This is a genomic window from Paenibacillus sp. 1A_MP2 (genome assembly GCF_052244825.1).
GTDB classification, from domain to species: Bacteria; Bacillota; Bacilli; order Paenibacillales; family Paenibacillaceae; genus Paenibacillus; species Paenibacillus vandeheii.
The window spans coordinates 1,022,762-1,039,052 of the sequence record NZ_JBQQCS010000001.1 but is presented as its reverse complement, the minus strand read 5'-3'; the positions used below and the strand labels follow the sequence as shown (position 1 = coordinate 1,039,052).

General features: G+C 45.8%; 21 protein-coding genes. 2 read left to right on the top strand and 19 right to left on the bottom strand.

Translation table 11 applies throughout. The features are described from left to right. Positions 1–54: 54 nt before the first annotated feature. Positions 55–303, bottom strand: coding sequence for a hypothetical protein (locus tag ACTWJ7_RS05245; RefSeq protein WP_301880137.1), 249 nt, complete (start codon positions 301–303; stop codon positions 55–57). 84 nt (positions 304–387) lie between these two features. Between ACTWJ7_RS05245 and ACTWJ7_RS05240 the strand changes: the two genes are divergently transcribed. After that, on the top strand, positions 388–570 hold the full coding sequence (locus tag ACTWJ7_RS05240) for a helix-turn-helix domain-containing protein (protein WP_301880140.1): 183 nt from the start codon (positions 388–390) through the stop codon (positions 568–570). Positions 571–810: 240 nt separating this feature from the next. Here ACTWJ7_RS05240 and ACTWJ7_RS05235 read toward each other — a convergent pair whose 3' ends face one another. The 7 genes from ACTWJ7_RS05235 to ACTWJ7_RS05205 form a co-directional block, all read right to left on the bottom strand. Then, the gene (locus ACTWJ7_RS05235; protein WP_301880141.1) at positions 811–1,230 is read right to left on the bottom strand and encodes a LytTR family transcriptional regulator DNA-binding domain-containing protein; all 420 of its coding nucleotides are present in this window, start codon (positions 1,228–1,230) and stop codon (positions 811–813) included. Between the two features lie 15 nt (positions 1,231–1,245). Then, positions 1,246–1,374, bottom strand: coding sequence for a cyclic lactone autoinducer peptide (locus tag ACTWJ7_RS05230; RefSeq protein WP_101749467.1), 129 nt, complete (start codon positions 1,372–1,374; stop codon positions 1,246–1,248). Positions 1,375–1,379: 5 nt separating this feature from the next. After that, on the bottom strand, positions 1,380–1,832 hold the full coding sequence (locus ACTWJ7_RS05225; RefSeq protein WP_367620535.1) for an accessory gene regulator B family protein: 453 nt from the start codon (positions 1,830–1,832) through the stop codon (positions 1,380–1,382). Positions 1,833–1,902: 70 nt separating this feature from the next. After that, positions 1,903–2,493, bottom strand: a complete 591-nt coding sequence (locus ACTWJ7_RS05220) for a hypothetical protein (protein WP_301880145.1) — start codon at positions 2,491–2,493, stop codon at positions 1,903–1,905. Between the two features lie 88 nt (positions 2,494–2,581). Next, positions 2,582–2,914 (bottom strand): YolD-like family protein, encoded by a 333-nt coding sequence (locus ACTWJ7_RS05215; RefSeq protein WP_301880146.1) that lies wholly within the window; start codon positions 2,912–2,914, stop codon positions 2,582–2,584. A gap of 204 nt (positions 2,915–3,118) precedes the next feature. Then, complete coding sequence (locus ACTWJ7_RS05210) at positions 3,119–3,736, bottom strand: glycoside hydrolase family protein (protein ID WP_301880147.1); 618 nt, start codon at positions 3,734–3,736, stop codon at positions 3,119–3,121. Positions 3,737–3,761: 25 nt separating this feature from the next. Further along, entirely contained in the window at positions 3,762–4,226 is a 465-nt protein-coding gene (locus tag ACTWJ7_RS05205; protein ID WP_301880148.1) for a phage holin family protein, read from the bottom strand. Positions 4,227–4,413: 187 nt separating this feature from the next. On the opposite strand from ACTWJ7_RS05205, the gene ACTWJ7_RS05200 reads away from it, so the two are divergent. Next, positions 4,414–4,959 carry a stalk domain-containing protein gene (locus ACTWJ7_RS05200; RefSeq protein WP_301880149.1) on the top strand — a complete coding sequence of 182 codons (546 nt, stop codon included), beginning with the start codon at positions 4,414–4,416 and terminating at the stop codon, positions 4,957–4,959. On the opposite strand, the gene ACTWJ7_RS05195 is transcribed toward ACTWJ7_RS05200, so the two are convergent. The 11 genes from ACTWJ7_RS05195 to ACTWJ7_RS05145 all read right to left on the bottom strand — a co-directional run bounded on the left by ACTWJ7_RS05195 (position 4,956) and on the right by ACTWJ7_RS05145 (position 16,204). Next, a complete protein-coding gene (locus ACTWJ7_RS05195) occupies positions 4,956–6,851 on the bottom strand; it encodes a phage tail protein (protein WP_301880152.1) in 1,896 nt (631 codons plus the stop codon). The two genes, ACTWJ7_RS05200 and ACTWJ7_RS05195, sit on opposite strands and share 4 nt — an antisense overlap. Then, the gene (locus ACTWJ7_RS05190) at positions 6,848–7,435 is read right to left on the bottom strand and encodes a macro domain-containing protein (protein ID WP_301880631.1); all 588 of its coding nucleotides are present in this window, start codon (positions 7,433–7,435) and stop codon (positions 6,848–6,850) included. The genes ACTWJ7_RS05195 and ACTWJ7_RS05190 overlap by 4 nt, the downstream gene beginning before the upstream one ends. A 19-nt stretch (positions 7,436–7,454) precedes the next feature. Further along, positions 7,455–7,973 (bottom strand): phage distal tail protein, encoded by a 519-nt coding sequence (locus ACTWJ7_RS05185; RefSeq protein WP_301880153.1) that lies wholly within the window; start codon positions 7,971–7,973, stop codon positions 7,455–7,457. A 236-nt stretch (positions 7,974–8,209) separates the two neighbouring features. Next, positions 8,210–8,497, bottom strand: a complete 288-nt coding sequence (locus ACTWJ7_RS05180) for a hypothetical protein (RefSeq protein ID WP_301880155.1) — start codon at positions 8,495–8,497, stop codon at positions 8,210–8,212. Positions 8,498–8,508: 11 nt separating this feature from the next. Then, a complete protein-coding gene (locus tag ACTWJ7_RS05175; protein ID WP_301880156.1) occupies positions 8,509–9,669 on the bottom strand; it encodes a phage tail protein in 1,161 nt (386 codons plus the stop codon). A 13-nt stretch (positions 9,670–9,682) separates the two neighbouring features. Then, positions 9,683–10,078, bottom strand: coding sequence for a phage tail fiber protein (locus ACTWJ7_RS05170; protein WP_301880157.1), 396 nt, complete (start codon positions 10,076–10,078; stop codon positions 9,683–9,685). Positions 10,079–10,083: 5 nt separating this feature from the next. Next, complete coding sequence (locus ACTWJ7_RS05165; RefSeq protein ID WP_301880632.1) at positions 10,084–10,641, bottom strand: phage tail domain-containing protein; 558 nt, start codon at positions 10,639–10,641, stop codon at positions 10,084–10,086. Between the two features lie 8 nt (positions 10,642–10,649). Beyond that, complete coding sequence (locus ACTWJ7_RS05160) at positions 10,650–15,104, bottom strand: phage tail tape measure protein (protein ID WP_301880159.1); 4,455 nt, start codon at positions 15,102–15,104, stop codon at positions 10,650–10,652. A 40-nt stretch (positions 15,105–15,144) separates the two neighbouring features. Then, positions 15,145–15,288, bottom strand: a complete 144-nt coding sequence (locus ACTWJ7_RS05155) for a Com family DNA-binding transcriptional regulator (protein WP_367620536.1) — start codon at positions 15,286–15,288, stop codon at positions 15,145–15,147. A 36-nt stretch (positions 15,289–15,324) separates the two neighbouring features. Beyond that, entirely contained in the window at positions 15,325–15,639 is a 315-nt protein-coding gene (locus tag ACTWJ7_RS05150) for a hypothetical protein (protein WP_301880161.1), read from the bottom strand. 202 nt (positions 15,640–15,841) lie between these two features. Further along, positions 15,842–16,204, bottom strand: coding sequence for a hypothetical protein (locus ACTWJ7_RS05145; protein ID WP_443145176.1), 363 nt, complete (start codon positions 16,202–16,204; stop codon positions 15,842–15,844). Between the last annotated feature and the right edge of the window lie 87 nt (positions 16,205–16,291).

Sequence of the window (16,291 nt, the reverse complement as noted above, 5' to 3'; positions counted from 1 at the left end):
TTCACAAAATAATAAATGAGCGGCCCTGTTTACATGCAGGGCCGCTCATTTATGTTATACCATCATGTTTCTGAATGTTAACGCTTCTTGTACTCCGACCCTGTATGATCGTTCAACTATCGCCTTTGTATGTACAATTAATAAATTTTCAAGTTCAAAGTTGAATTCATCGACACTCATCTGGTCCCTTTTCGCAATCAACTCCAAAAGGATATCATGACTTGAACCATCCGAACTTAGAATACTATCTGCAATTTCTTCAGACCTTGTTTTAATGACGGGCTCTAGCCATTGTATATTCATGTTGCTACCCCCTATAATAGTTAAGTGGAATAATTTAGGCATATGAGGTGTGAATGGATGCATCCCGAACCTGGGAGGAGCCGTTTGCCATACCTTTTAGCCAAACGCAAGATCAAAGCGACTGATCTTGCTAAAGAATTGAACCTTTCTGACGGTTTCATATCTCAAGTCATCTCTGGGAAAAAGTTTTTCTCATATCAAAACGCAGCCCATGCAGCGAGAATACTCAACTGCACTATGGAAGAACTGCACGAATGGGATGACTAGGCGAACGGCGGAGGCGAAAGCCCCTCCCCGGGATAAAAGTTAACCCTGGGTAAAAATAAACCAGCAAACATACATCAATCCCAAAATCTTCATACCTCACATCTCTATTAAATCCCATTATTACCCTTGTGTAAACATAAATTGGGCGGCTGAATTCTTTGCATTCGACACCACCATTCGACAACATATTTGTTCGTGTTTATGATATAATATTTCATTAAAAAAATGGGGCAGCCATTGCTATGATGGCAGCCCCTCTTTGTATTGATATACTGGCATAAACTGTGATTTAGCCTCTTCTCGAATCATGCTCATTTCTTTCAAGAGATCAGCATGACCTCTTTTAGACAACCAACATCTCTTCTCACCTATCCGGCGAAACTTTTCGAAATAGGCGTAATGCGGATCTTCTTCCGTCCGGGCAACCTTCTCAGCGTTGACCGAGCTGGTACGATCCACACCAACGAAGCGAGCCCCGCTGTTGTTTAGTACATCAGTCCAGTATTCTTTGCTTCCAGTAAAGTAATACGTCGCATCCGCAGTATAGAATGCAACCTTTCTGTACCCGCTAATATAAGACAGGTACAGTATGTCAGTGATCTTAACGGCAGTAACACCTTTCTTGCCCTTTGGATCAACCAGCAATGATATAGGTTCCATATATGTGGTCCTCCATTATTTTTTAAGCAGTCGTTTGGATGGTCGCGGATTGTTCACGAATACCAAACTTGCAGGCAGTACTGTAATTGCAGCAATAACGCCAAGGCTTGAAGCGATTGCTGAATACATAGCTACTTTGAACATGTGTGTCACCCCCTCTTCATGAAATGCTCATTTATAACCAACGTCAACGCTTGTACAAAAAATGCTATTGCAGCCATAGACGATAAAAACCATAGATTTGATGCAACAATGATGAAAGATATTACTGGAAGGAGAGGATAAAATCTCTCAGGTATGCGAGATTGATTTTCGATTCCTGATGGAGCATATTTCAGGACAATCAACATGCTGATTGCCGTTAGAGAAATTGTCCAAGTGGTATTGGCATTTATTATAGAGAGCAACGTCGCTGTTCCTGCCGTTACAATTGCACAGCCCATACTTGATTCAAGGTGTAGACCGCCTGAGACCAGCCGAAGTAACGCAAAGCATTTGAGTAGCATTATGACCTCTGATCCCCTGTCCGTAAACAACACCCCGATTAACGTAAAAAGAACAACAGCGGCCGTGTTCATGATAATTATTAGCGTGTGCTGCATGTCCTCTTCGTGGACTGGGTGATTTGGTACTACTGATTTAATATGTCGAGCCACTCGACCGGCTGCATTCTCAATCACTTGTTTGTTCCCTTTCTTTACGAATTGCGTAGTAAAGGAATAATACTGACGCAGCACCGAAGAATATAATGTTAATCCATACTGAATTTTGATACATCGTGATAGCTGTAAGAGCAAACGAACCCAGTACCACGAGCACGACCAATACCTTTTCCCATCGGAATCTCAAAAGGTGGTAAGGAGCTTCGAATCCTAATCCAAAACGGTACAGTATGTACGCCAGTGTCATAAAAAGAATACTGGTTATCAACTGGAGTAGTTCTCCTTGGAAAAATTCGAAGAGAGCAGCTTGGGCGAAAGCGTATGGGAAGAATCCCACGCATGCTATAATAGCTGACCAAATTACTGGTAACTTAACCACCGCTGCCAGCAAGAGCACGTAAAACAAAATATTGATAACTACTGCTACAAACCCCAGATCAATTCCTCGTAAGTAGTAACTTTGAAGACCCATAATAACCGCAACAACAGCTGCTTGCCAGATGTATTCTCTTGGGTTTTCTCTAAACAGGAGCATCATAAACAAAAATGCCCCGAACATCTCTATCATAGAAAAAAGCAGAAACCAAACTAGCTCCCACACCCTACATTTCTCCTTTATCGGCAGTATAAAGCGTATACTTTAATTATACCGGAAGGAGTGGCAATTCCATAGCCAAATTCATACAATTTCAGACGTTTGCAGAGATTATTTCCGCAATCGGTATTTGGCGTTCATCATCTTCTAACAACAGGTTGACCTTACCTCTGCTTTGATTAATACCAATTACAACTCCACTATAATGTTCGTCGTCAAACGGGCTAAACACAACCAGATCGACCTTTGTTTTTTCGTGGAAAGATTCAGCTAAAGTACGAACAATTTCTTCGATAGCTTGCTCATCCAAAATTGGTTTTCCTTTACGCCGTTGTTCCCTCTCTTGCTGTAACATTGCTTCGAGATGTTCGGGCATAATAAACCTCGACCCTTCATAGACTCCGTTACCGGAAAGTTTCTTACTCATGCTTCCGCCTCCAATTGATAAGAACGTACGTTTGTTTGTATTATATGCGAACATACGTTCTTTATCAATAACAAAATAGACGCCGCCAGTATTAAGCCCAGTGGCGCCATGTGTTCTTCCCAACTTGTTGGGAATTATATATGTCGAAGGTTTGCGGTTGCAAAAATCACGAAAATCTAGTGAGGTAGTTGCGGTAATGAATTGTCAAGGAGTATCAAGCGTGGCTGTTTTTGTTACTTGGTCCCATCCGATCCTTGAACCTGGAATATTGTCGCCAGCAGCTCGTAAGGGAATCAGAACTGTACCATCCTTTAAAACTGCGCCCTTGATTTGATTACCATTAACGATTGCTGTTACTTTGTCATCCGCATCGGCCTTCTTCACATCAGGCGAGTTGAATAGGTCGAGCTCGGCCTGTCTGCGCTTCACCAGACCATTCAGGACATTTTCCCCTGCCTTGTTATACTTGGTGATGCTCGCGGCAATCTGGGCTAGTGTGCGACCGTTACATAGCTGCTTTAAGTTTCCCGGGCCAGTGTTGTAGCAAAAGCTTGTGAGCGCATCGAATTGATTCTGTGTGAGCTTATCCGTAACTGGCACGTAAGACGGATTATTGACATAAGCTTCATATTTAGCCAGGTCAGTAATTAGCATAGCGTCAGCCTGCGCCTGTGTGATCTTCTGTCCTTGTTTTACATCCTCCCCATAGTGCCCCCAACCGATTGTCCAGTACTTTTCAGTTGGTACTGGCTTGTACGCTGTGAGTTTGCATCCTTCAAACGATTTAATCAGAGCAATTCCTGCATTTGATATTTTACGCATGATTTAAAACACCCCATTCTTTATATTAGACTGCTGGTTTTTGAGTAGTTTCATCTTGCGGCGGATCTGGAAGGTTCGGGTTTGTCGGAACTGAAGATTTGGATTCGAATATTTTCACCGCGTTCCGGAGTGCATCCGGCATAGGCAAACCCATACGACCAGCATTTTCAATAACAGACAATAGCTCATTTGCAATATAAAAGAAAACAACCGCGTCCTGGATGTATCCAGTACTTCCCCATGCCGCATCTATATAGTGGGCAATTGTTACGATAAGGAAAATGGCCGCCTTTCGTGCAATACCTTCAAAACCTACACGGCTGCGCAACTCATGCTTGATCCAAGCAGCTGCCCATCCCGTCAACCAATCCACTACCACCAAAATTAAAAGTAAATGTATCAAGATATTCCACCCTCCAAAGAGGTATCCCGCGCCAGCCCCCAAAACTGCGGATACCATTTTAATGACATTAGACATCCCCTCTTGCATACCGAAACCCCCGCTTTCTCTCTCTAATAATTTAGAAATACAAATAGCCCCCAACCACTCCGGGAGCAAACTAAGATTTTCAGTTATACAAGCATGGTCACCACCACCTTATTTTGATATACTATAAAACTTTTACCAGTGATTACCGTAATAGATGTTATAGTCTATTTAAAAGGAGATATGCCCCTTGAAGAAGTCTTTGGTAAAAACTGTCGTAACTCTTGGTGTTGGTATGATGATCGGATCGGCAACCTTGGCTGCAGCAGCTCCATCCACAATCCAAGCTGTTATTTCAAATTTCAAAGTCATTGTAAACAATGAGCAAGCAAACCTAAAAAACGCGCCTATCGTCAGTGATGGTGTAACCTATTTACCTGTGCGCGAAGTGGCAAGTCTGCTTGATGCAGATGTAAAATATGATGCCAAGAACAAACAAATCAGCCTTAACTCGAAAGGAGACGTTTCAGTGATTACAGAAACTGAGCAAGAATGGGTATTCCTACGTGATATCGCTTCAAAATACACACTCAAGGTGCAGCAACAAAAGAGCGGATCACATGATCTCTTTGATGTAAAGTCAGGCGACTCTGTACTGTTCACCGTTGATTCCACAAAACTTGAACAAGGTTACACTGCTTATACTGAAGACGGGCACCCTATTTCATTGAAAATAAACAAAGGCAACCAAATCCTCATTAGCGAATCCGACCTGAAAGCAGCTGGAATAATTTAATAATCCCCGCCGCCTCTGCTTTGCGCGAATATCTGCGTGAAGACTGACGCCACGACACGCCCCAGTGAATTAACTGGGGTTATTGTGATTTCGTGATAATCTCCCCGGTTTATTTTTCCGCTATTATCTTTTGAAAGGAATGGGATAATATCTATTTCTTCGCCAGATGTATTCAATCCCGGTACCAAAACGCCATCTACCCTCACCTGAACCGATTCAGGTATAGGCCCCTCCCAAATCCCGAACTCAATCTCATGAGAATGCGCAGGTATGGTATGTGTATGGTCCATATTGTGAGTGTGTGGCGCTATGGAAACCGTATGATTATGTGATGGTATTGTTACGCTGTGCCGATGATCGGTAGTCAATGAATGGCCGTGCCCGCCAGATGGGACGAATGTGATTGGTGTTCCATCCGCTTTCATGAGCGAAGTACCAGCAGGAATGCCGTGATTATGATCCAGAACACTGTTTACGTATTCCGGAATGTTGATGGCGAAAAGATCCCAATCATCCAACGTGGATGACGATTCAATCCGAGACGGCTGAGTTGAAGTCGTTGGCGTTTCTCCGCCGCCATTCGCTGTTGTATTTCTGGTACTTGGACCCGATGACACTGAAGGCGCTGATTCAATAGCTCGGCTATATCCTCGGAATGGCTCTACTCGGAACGACAACGCTACTTTGTTCACCCTGGCTGTCTCTGCCGGGAGCCAAAACCGTAGTACAGCCGGATGTGTAGGATCACAGTTATCTGCAAAATCGTGACTATCGTAGTTGGTAGCACCTTGGGCATATACCTCACTGATATGCATCCGGTTCCGCAGCTCCGCTATGCTCCCCGCAATGTCCTGGGACTTGTTCGCAATCTCAAGCGTTACCGCTCCTGGATCACCAATCAAATTGCCTTTGCTTACTTTAACCACACGAGACTTGATATCAATACCCAAGTCAGCATCCTGCACCCGAACCATAGCCCCGGAAACGAATCGGTCAATCGGATCATTGGTGAGTGCGTATATCTCCGCTGCATCTACCGTATACTGCACACTTGGTTCTTTCAGTTCGTCCAGTAACGTTTGACATCGTGCCAGAAGCGTTTCAGGATATTCAAACCTCCGGTCCACAAAGATAGTCTGTACGATCCCGTATTTTTGGATGTACTCCGACTCCGCTTCGATATACGGCTTGCCGCCATTGATATCCGCGAATGTGAGCTGATTTACGCCTTCCCCATATCCAAGTCCATAAATTCGAGTAGACACCTTAGACGGGTCCACAGTGCGTGTGATGCCCTGTAAGTTAACCCCGTACCTGATATATGCATCTTCCTGTTCGGACGGCTTTATCAGATTCAGTTTCCATGGGTAAACGGTTGTATCAAACGTCCACATATATTCATCTGGAAAAGGTTGAGGAATGGAGAACAATGCCCCCAGTAGGTTTTCATTCTCCCAGTTGTATTCAAACTGACGATCAAACTGGATTGTACCCAGCTGCCAACGCTTTACAAGCTGTTTGGACAAGATGTACTGAATCACATCTCGTGTATACACGCCCAGATTCCCAACCGTGTGATACAAAAAAAGCACGTCATCCAGCAAAGTAGCCAGAACGTGCTCGCATGTGTATGTGATTGTCGCCCCATCAGATCCGCGCCGTGTTTGGCTCGGTAAGATCCGAAATAACTCCAATCTCTCATCCCCGTCATGGATCTCCACAAAGTAAAGTGGTTGACACTCACTGTTCTTGGCATCATCAGCCGGAAGAGTGAAAGACGCGCTCCATAAGGCATTCATGGGTGCGTCATAACTTACATCAAACGCATTTTCCAGATACGCCACCTTGCGCATTTGCAAGTCATATACTGTTACATATGCTGGTCTTCTCATAAGCCCCCATGAAACCTCCCTTCAATTTCTCTGACTACATCCCATGTCATTCTCTTTGGTGGATTGAAAACCATGTCATAGGCCAATCTCATTTGATAAGCCGCTGCATTACTATCCATTCCACCAGCACACGTCCCGATACCTGGACATAACACAGTGTCAATAATTTCACCTCTGACGTTATCGTTATGGTCTTGGACAGCCTCCATGGCTGCTTTCATAGCCAAAAACACATTGATGGTTCCTTGAATGCTCATGGGATAACGCATTGTCGGTGTGTGGGCAACAAACGGATGTTTTTCGTTCCCGGTCTCTACAATCATTGAAGTCCCTACTGGCTGGACTCCTGAATAATGAACATAAAGCCCGGATCGGACAGAACGCTGTAGTTCCGGACCGAAGTACTCCGCCAAATAGTAATCAAACCCGCCATCCATAATGCCGTAGCTATTTGCAGGAGTGACTACGCAGTCCCATTCCTGAACATCTTGGAACCGAGCATTGATTACACTTACTTGATCCATCCCACTAAAATGCTTTTCGAATTTGCTGCACAAATCAGCTTGAGTATCGACCAGTATCATCTTGAACACGTTAACCCTCCTATACGAATCGATCCTGGAATGTAATCCGCATTAACACAGATCGGCCAGTATCCGGGTCCGTATACGTGATTGTATTGTTGCCGAGATTCAAATCGAAGAAATTCCCATCCATATTGAACAAGGCATTATTTCCGTTATGTGTAACCTTCAGGTTCTTGGAATCAATGATGATCCGGTCGCCTGGGTTTATCGGTCCAACGTAATCTATATAGTCAACATGGAACCGGCTACCGTTTGCTTTCAGTGTACCGACCCCATGCATGATTGCTTTTTGTAGTCGTTCACGGATGAAGGTAGCAGAAAGGCCGCCTTCACCGTCCAACTTCGCCGCATTGGATATTTCACGGACGAAATCCGCATGCAGTTCGCCCACACCGTCCATAATCACGGTTCCTGTCATTTCGGCACTGGAAGAAGCGGTTAACCCTCCCACTCCGTTCAGTACCGCTCGACCGAAGACGAATACGGATATCTGCCGATTGAATGCCATTCGGTTAAATGCTCCCCGGTTAAACACGGCCTTCCCTCCTTCTGGACAAAATAAAAACACGCTCCATAATTGGCGTGCCGGTTACTCCGTAATTAAGAATTCAACTCCACTGTCAATTAGGATCTCGTTTACTTGATCGCGAAGAGTTGGAGGGATTGTTCTGTATTCGGTTTTACCCAGAATCACACGCTGTGCAAAGAACATAGCTACCATGGTATCACCTCCTTCCAAGCTTAAAAGAAGCCAGAATAAGAAACGCCGGATCACTTGTATAACTCCAACGCCATTTCTGCGATTACTTCATCTGTGAATTCGGCACGGTCAGACAATGCTTTGCTCTGTGCTTTCAGGAGTGTGCTATCTTGCTTGATTGATTCAAACTCCTCTTGCGGTACAGTCACATATACTATAGGGACAGGTGGGGTTTCATCTGCAAAAACCAAGAAATTCCCATCAATGATATTGCGTTCTTCCACGAGAAATTTATGTGCATTCTCTGCAATGAGTCGTTCGCGTTCAGCTTGAGTTTTATATTCCAAAACTATTTTCATCCGTCAACCTCCTACTCTTGCGTTATTGTCAAAAGATTAGTACCATAAATTATCTTTTCTATCGACGCAGATGATCCAAGTGCCCATAAATAAACAGAAATTTTATCACCAGCAATAAAGGTTATATCCTGTACATATGTTGTTGGTGTTGATGAGCTTGAGCTTCGGAGTGTGCCGAAAGCAACCCCATTTTTATATATTTGGGCGCGAGCATTAGTAGATGATGTGTACAAGTCAAACGAGATTCGTATTGTCCCTGGCAAGTTAAATACAATGCCAACCACCTCGTACGGTGTACTAGAATTGTTATTCGCGTAATTAGTTCGTCTGAAAATCGGGCCGCTTCCTGCAGAAATCGAACCAGTAAACGTACCAGGCACCCCGCCAACGGACACGCCGGACCTGATATTTCCTGCGGCTAAATTTGTTATGATTGCCTGTACTATACCAGCCCCGTTATGATAACCTTCGGGGACTGTGTACGCTTCGTTTTGATTAGTGATGTTTTTTGTAATAGCCCCATTATCGGCCATGGTTCCAGCGCGGTTATTCCCTGTTCCATTCGAGAACGTAACTCCGGTCAAAACTTGTGCTGATGTAGCTGAACCCGTTGCACGAATAACCGCAGCTATTTTAGAAATAAGTTGATCCCACGTTTCTGATGTGGATGCCGATACACCTATGGAGTTAAGCGCGGCAACCACTTCCGCTTTCCGCTCAACTCCAGCTTGAAAAGCCAGTCCAACAGCTTTCTCCGTTGCTGCAACATCGCTCCGAGAACCATCAGTAGCATCAGACAATTGCACAATCCCTTTTTCGGTCAGGGAAGCATCAGGTATTACAATATTGTTTAATCGTTGATCCAGGTCAGTGATGTTTCCTCGGAATGTATCGTGATCATATGCCGTAAAGAATCTTGCTATTTTCGTTCCCGCAACCCAAGATTTAGTCGAACCCTCAAACCCCCTAGTTACACCTGTTAGGTCGTTTCCGGTCTTTCCGGTGTAAAGTATCGTTTCTGCTGCTTCGTCCGTCCCAATCGTCAATTGGTTGGGCGCTGGAGGTAATACAGATCCATCTAATACCGTGATACTGGTTTGGCTATCGTTAATGTCTGCCGCTAGCTCGGTCTGCCTGCTATTGACCGCAGCTGGGTACATGATTTCAAGCATTGGTCATTCCTCCTTAACTAAGTGTCTGTACAATGTTTCCGGTCAATAGTTTGAAAACGTCATTTGCCAGTATACTACGCGGTGATTCTAAAGGACCGAAGTACAAAAGATTGCCTCCTGTTAAGGCGTCTCGTGTGCCAATATGAGAAACCGTTCCCCACGATGCAGTGGCAATTGCATAAGCAATGTCTGCCGCATTCTTGATGGTTGGTTTCCCTCCCTCAGTAGCAGGTGGACCGAAAACAACTTTCAGCCTCGTATATCCACCGCCTGATACTTCTTGGCCTGTGTCGGCCGCTGTTGGGTTTGTAGTGTATAAGGCTACATAAATATTCTCTGGACTTGTATAAGGAATGTTTCTGAAAACGTGGTTAAGTATAGCATTTGCCAAGTATAAGGATATGTTCATGCGTGTCACCCCTCTAATAAATATTCATTCGTTATACGTAAATGGCTCAAAGGTACGGTTCCTTGGTTCGTGATTACAATCAATGGTGCCGTTCGGACATTCCCTTGACTGACAATCTGCTGCTTGTGCGGTGATGTCGTGATTAAAGTCTCTTCAATCTGTTCCAAGCCATAAGCAAATGGATCATGGGCAATCAAAGAGAGTGAGAACATCCCGAGTCCCATAATTCTGTCAGGATCAAAACCACCCGTCAGTTGCACCGCGAACGCCTGATTTGGCCTCTCTCGCTGTCTCAGTTCGAGTTTGCGAGGTTTTCCGTAGCTGTCCACTAAATGAGAAGACAAACCCATAACGGCCTGCTGTAGAGCCATATAGTCCTTGGTAATCATTGCACAATCGTAAACGAACGTCCTTGCCCCGATATCAGCCCCGAAATTGTATTGTCCATTACGTCCAGGGATGTTCAGTGTTCGATCCACCGTATCAGGTAGACCCGGGCGCTTGGACGTGCCACGCACCAAGAAGCCCAACTCTATGTTGGACTTCCCGCCAAGCCATATCATTTCATGCACTATCTTGCACCTCCTGTTCCTCTCGTTGCCTGCTGAGCCATCATAAACATTTCTGCAGCCAGTTCCTTGGCGATTGCCCGGATATCTTCATCCCTTCGAACGTTAAAGATTGTCCCGGCAAATATACCTTCCATATTGAGTGTCACGGGCCCCATTCCTGTTGAATCTGTTCCATTTGAATTACCCACGGAAGGTTGAACCGCTTGTGCCATATCCCTCGCCTGATTCTGAACGTTTGACATCATGTTTGCCATACCTTGAACCAGTCCGGCCCCAGCCATCTCCCCGATCCACGCCATTTCACGAGATGGAGAGTGAATGTCCAGCGCCTTTTGCATGGTTGTCCGGACAGAATCTGCAATTGCCTTAGCTTTCGCCTGCACCGCACCCTGCATAGATGCCAGACCATCAAGCAACCCTTGCATCGCTTGTTTCCCGATCGTAGGCAAGTCTGCCTTCATCGCATTGAACTGGTTTGTCGTACCAACTCGTATCGCTTTAACTTTTGCATCAAAGTCTGCCTTGAGTCCGTCTATTTGCGTTGCCGCATCCACTCGTAACTGAGATATTTGTTTATTGGTATCTTCGCGTAATCCGGTGAGCTCCCGAACCGCTATAGCTCGGGATTCTGCCGACTTCGTTTGCCAGAGGTTTGTATACTCGGCAAGCTGTTCGTCTGTCAGTGTGTTCAGTGCCGCCAACTCAGGAGCCGCTTTTGGCCCCATCTGCCGCAATTCCTCAAGCAGGCCCTTGTCTATTCCTCGCGCCGCCAAAGTTTCAATATTTGATGCCCATGTAGCCAAGTAGTCGACTTGGCCCCGCAGGTTGTCCAGTAGCTGTTGACCGGATGTTTCCGATTTAGCAACAACCTCATCAAACAATCCTGCAAAGTCGTTGATTGCCTTGGCTCGCTGTTCTACAGCCTGTTCATACACGCCATTTAGCCGCAACTCTTCAGCTGCGACATTTGCGTTAATCTCTTTGGTTTTCGCTAAGAAGTCCTCACTGGCTTGAGTCAGTTGATTGTAAATCTCCAACTTAACTTTGCCTGCCGCTTCTTCAGCTGCTTTTGATTCAGCAGATCCAGCCTTGTACCTCGCTTGAACCCGTTCCCAGGCAGCAAGCTGTTGAGCAAGAGACATTTCGTTGGCCGCTGCCGCTTTCTCGATATAGTCCTTTGAAGACTCGAAGCTTGCTTTAGCGATTTCCTGTTTGATTTTATACGCTTCTTTTTCTGCTGCAATGTACTGCGTGGTCCCGGCTTTGTATTTGGCCTGAACCTTCTCCCACATCGCTAGTTCCTGTTGGAGTGTAGCCTTTCCTGTGGAAGCCCTGGCATCAATGTACGCTTTGGAAGCCGCGAAGGAATCCTTGGCCGCTTTTTCAGCCGATTTGGTTTGTTGCTCATGGGCCTTTTTAATCTCAAGCGTGACCTTCTGAACCTGGGCAGACGTTTTGGCGTACTGGTCTTTGATCTTTTGCAAGGCCGCCACGTAACCGGCTGTATCAACGTTGCCCATTTTGAAGTTATACTGGGCTGTGGCAAAAGCATCTTTGAAAGCCTTATTGACTTTGGTTGCCGTATCCTTGGCAGCCTTGGCTGCTGTCTTGGATTTGTTACTGATACCGTTAGCCAAACCTTGGCCGATGTTTTCCCCGTATCCGGTTGTGAGTCTCGATGGTGAGTGAATATCGAAAAACTTCTTGAAGAATCCGCCAATGGCTTCCGAAATTTCCTTAGCCTTTTGGACAACGACATCCTTCATATTCGCGATACCCTGCACCAGACCTTGAATGATGTTCTTCCCGATATCTTTCATCGTATTGAACGCATTTTTGAAGATGCCTGCAATACCCTTCCAGACGGTTTCGGTTACGCCCTTGGCTGCATTCCACGCCCCTGCCCAATCACCTTTAAAGATGGCCAACCATGTGTTGATAATGCCCGATATTACACCGATCACAGTATCCACAATAATCTTGATGGCATTCCAAGCACCCGAGAAGACGGATTTCACCACGTTAAACACCGTTCGGAAGACCGTTGTAATGGTGGCTCCCCACGTATCCCAAAACGCCTTCAGGTTATTGAAAATGGTTTTAATGACCGTGAAAATCACATTGAATGTCGTGCTGAATATAGTCTTAAGGATTTCAAAGACGCCTTTGAATGCAGCTGTGATTGTTGAACCCCATTTATCCCAGAACGCTTTAATCTCGTTAAAGATAAACTTGATCAGTTCGAAATAAGCCTTGAACACGGTATTAAACATCAATGTTAAAGCTGCCCAGGTAGCTTTGAAGAATATCGTAATGTCATTGCCCCACGTGGCCCAGAATGACTTAATCCCGGCAAAGATGGATTTCACAACTTCGGACAAGGCTTTTAGCACCGTATTAAAGACAAGCTTGACGCCGTTCCAAAGTGTGTTGAACAGTCCGGTGATCTCTCCGCCCCACGTTGCCCAAAACGACTTGAGCGCACCAAAAACAGCTTCGGCCGCTGCTTTAATGCCAGTCCATGCTGCGTTAAGCGCGTCCCTCACCGTTTCATTGGTTTTGTACAGGTATGTCAGCCCTACCGCAACAGCCGCGATTGCCGCCACAACAATGCCGATTGGACCAGTAATGGCCGCCCACAGGGCAGTGAACATCGGTGTGAGCATCGTTAACCCTGCGGCAATCTGAGGTATGAAACCAATAAGTATCAATAACGGACCAACAATGAGAGCCAGTGCTGCCGTTATTGCCCCCGCAATAGCAATAAACGTTTTGACGCCTTCCGGGAATCGGTTAAACACGTCAACGACAGATTGCATCACGCCTGCTGCTGTCCGCAATGCAGGGATAAGTGCCTGCCCTATGGTGATTTGTGCCGTCTCCATAGCTCCGCTCAGTTCTTCAAGCGCGCCTTTAAGGGTATCCATCTTCTGCGCAGCAACCATTTGAGCATCGATCTTATCCATGGCCGCCGCCATAGCGTCGATCCCCTCCGCACCCTCTTTATACAAGATGTTACCAGCACGGATAGCATCTGAACCAAACATCGTATTCATGGCCGCTTGCCGCTGCATGTCGTTCAAACCGGACATCTTTTCATTCAGGAGCCCAGCAATTTCGGACATATCCTTCAGAGAACCGTTGGCATCATAAAATGACGAATACACCCAACCATTGGCCTCTGCCATGGCTTTGGCCTCTTTGAAATACTTGCCTGTAACTGTTTTTGCGCCATCAGCGCGCGCCAAGTACGTCGCTAGTGCCTGGGTAATACCATCAATGCTCATCTCCGCAGGCTTGATTCCTTGTTTTGCCAAGTACTCCATTGCCTTGGACGTATCCAATGTTAACAAGCCCAAATCTTTAAACGTTGCATACGCATCCGCTGTAGTTGGCTGCAAACGCATAAGCATCGTTTTGAGAGATGTACCCGCGTCCGACCCTTTAAGGCCATTTTGAGCAAATGCAGCCAGTGCAGTGGCAGTGTCTTTGAAAGAAAGACCAACCGATGCAGCAACGGAAGCCGATTGAGATAATCCGAATTTTAATTCTGATACACTTGTTGCTGAAGCATTAGCAGCCCCGGCTAGTATGTCGGCCGCATCCTGCACGGAAAGAGAGTCGCTTTTGAAAGCGTTAAGAGCAGTAGAGGCAATTTCAGCAGCGTCCGCCAGTTCCAATTCGCCAGCAGTAGCCAAAGAGAGTGCGCCCGATAGCCCACCATTCATGACATCTTGTACTTTTACCCCGGCCTTGATAAGCTCCTCAATACCCTGAGCCGCTTCGGTTGCGCTGTATTTGGTATCTGCGCCCATAGTGATCGCCAATTGTTCTAACTCACCACGGAATTTGCTAACCTCAGCCGGATCCATAACAGAATAAGCATTTGCCATACCCTGCTCGAAGTCTGCGGCGCTTTTTACGGCGACACCAAGAGCTCCAGCAAGCAATCCCCCAAAGGCAGTAATCCCCGCGCCAACCTTTTTCATTTGCTCAAAGGAATTTCCCATTGCCTGCTTAGCCTGTTCAAACGATTCTTTATAATCTTGACCAAGCTTGCTTACTTTTTTCCCTTGATCGCCAATCTCACGAGTCGTATCTTCCAAACGATTATTCAGATTCTGAAGCTCTTGCTCTGTTTTAGCCACTTCACGTTGAAAAGCCCTGTATTGACCTTCTGTAATGTCTCCACGTGCAAATTGCTGATTAACTTGCTCCTGTACTTGCCTCAATCGGCTTAACTTTTCTTGAGTGTTACTAACGGAGCTGGCAAGCAACTTTTGTTTCTGAGCAAGTAACTCGGTGTTTCCAGGGTCAAACTTCAGGAGCTTTTCAACCTGTTTTAGCTCCGACTGGATATCTCTTGATTTTTTGTTGACATCGGCAAGCGCCTTGCCCAAACCGGACGTCTCCGCTCCGATGACAACGTTAATCCCTTTAATGGTTTCTGCCACACAGCCCACCTACCCTATGTTCCAGGCAGGCATTGGCTCGCTACTTAATGTGCGGCTCGCTCTGTTCCTTAATTTTCACTTGCACAACACGTTTACAGCGCATGCATTTGATTTCAACATCCGCTACCCTCGCATAAAATAAAAGATGCCCGCAGTGTGGGCATCTCGCTTCTTTTAGATCCATAAAATCACCACACAGTCATAACAAGTTGCAAATCGCTTAGGTTTTTGATTCAACCATTTTATTCAGCCTTTCCATCTCAACAGACACCTTTTTCTTTATATTGGAGATACGAATGTCAAGGGCTTCAATTTGCTTTTCAGTCATTCCGCCTTTTGCAGGACGTTCCATCAGAACTGTTATCAATGCATTCAATGTCCTGATTTTCTCATTCTCATAATAAGCAGTGTATACATGGCCGCAATGAGGACAAGAGAAACCCACGCGATCCACTTTCGGAGTAACTTTCTCTTTGCCATAGCTGATCAACACGAACTCCTGACCACAACCATCATTGCATTCCACTTTCATCATTCGGTCGTCCTCCTACTTGCCATAAAAGGCATCGATATCTGCCTGAGTAGCTTCTCTTGGACCATCGTCTTTTTTGTCGTTGCCCGTAAAACTTTTAGCGAGATCAATTAGATCCCCACAACTCAGATTGTTCAACTCTTCAAAGCTGAGCCCAACCCGTTTACCAATCGCTATTAGATCCAGTTCCAGACGAGATTCTTCGTTAGGTTGCGACTCCGCCTTTGACCCCGTTGTTTTTACGAAAAAAGCCGTCTGTGGCTTCCTCCAAGGCCGCTACCAAGAACGCTGGGTCGGATAAATCCAAGTCGTCGCCCAGAGAGGCCAACCATGGCTCGAAACTCGGAAACTCTTTGCCATAAGAATCTGCTTTTGCCATGGCCCATACCATTTGCAGATTAGATAGCATATCAATATTGGTTGGGTCAACTTCACCACCGTCCGAATCCCCACCGACCATTTTCATCATGTCGCCAAGCAAATCCGTCTTAAATTCTTTCTTGTAAAGAAGAGCCAGAGCGGTTGCTCTGACCCGTACTGTTTGGTTCCCGATTGTAAGTTCACGCATTTTCATCGTCTCCATTCTCTATTTTGGATAAGTCGAGGTCATCCGCCCCCGTTGCACCCGGCTGCACCTCATCGTCAGACGGGCTTA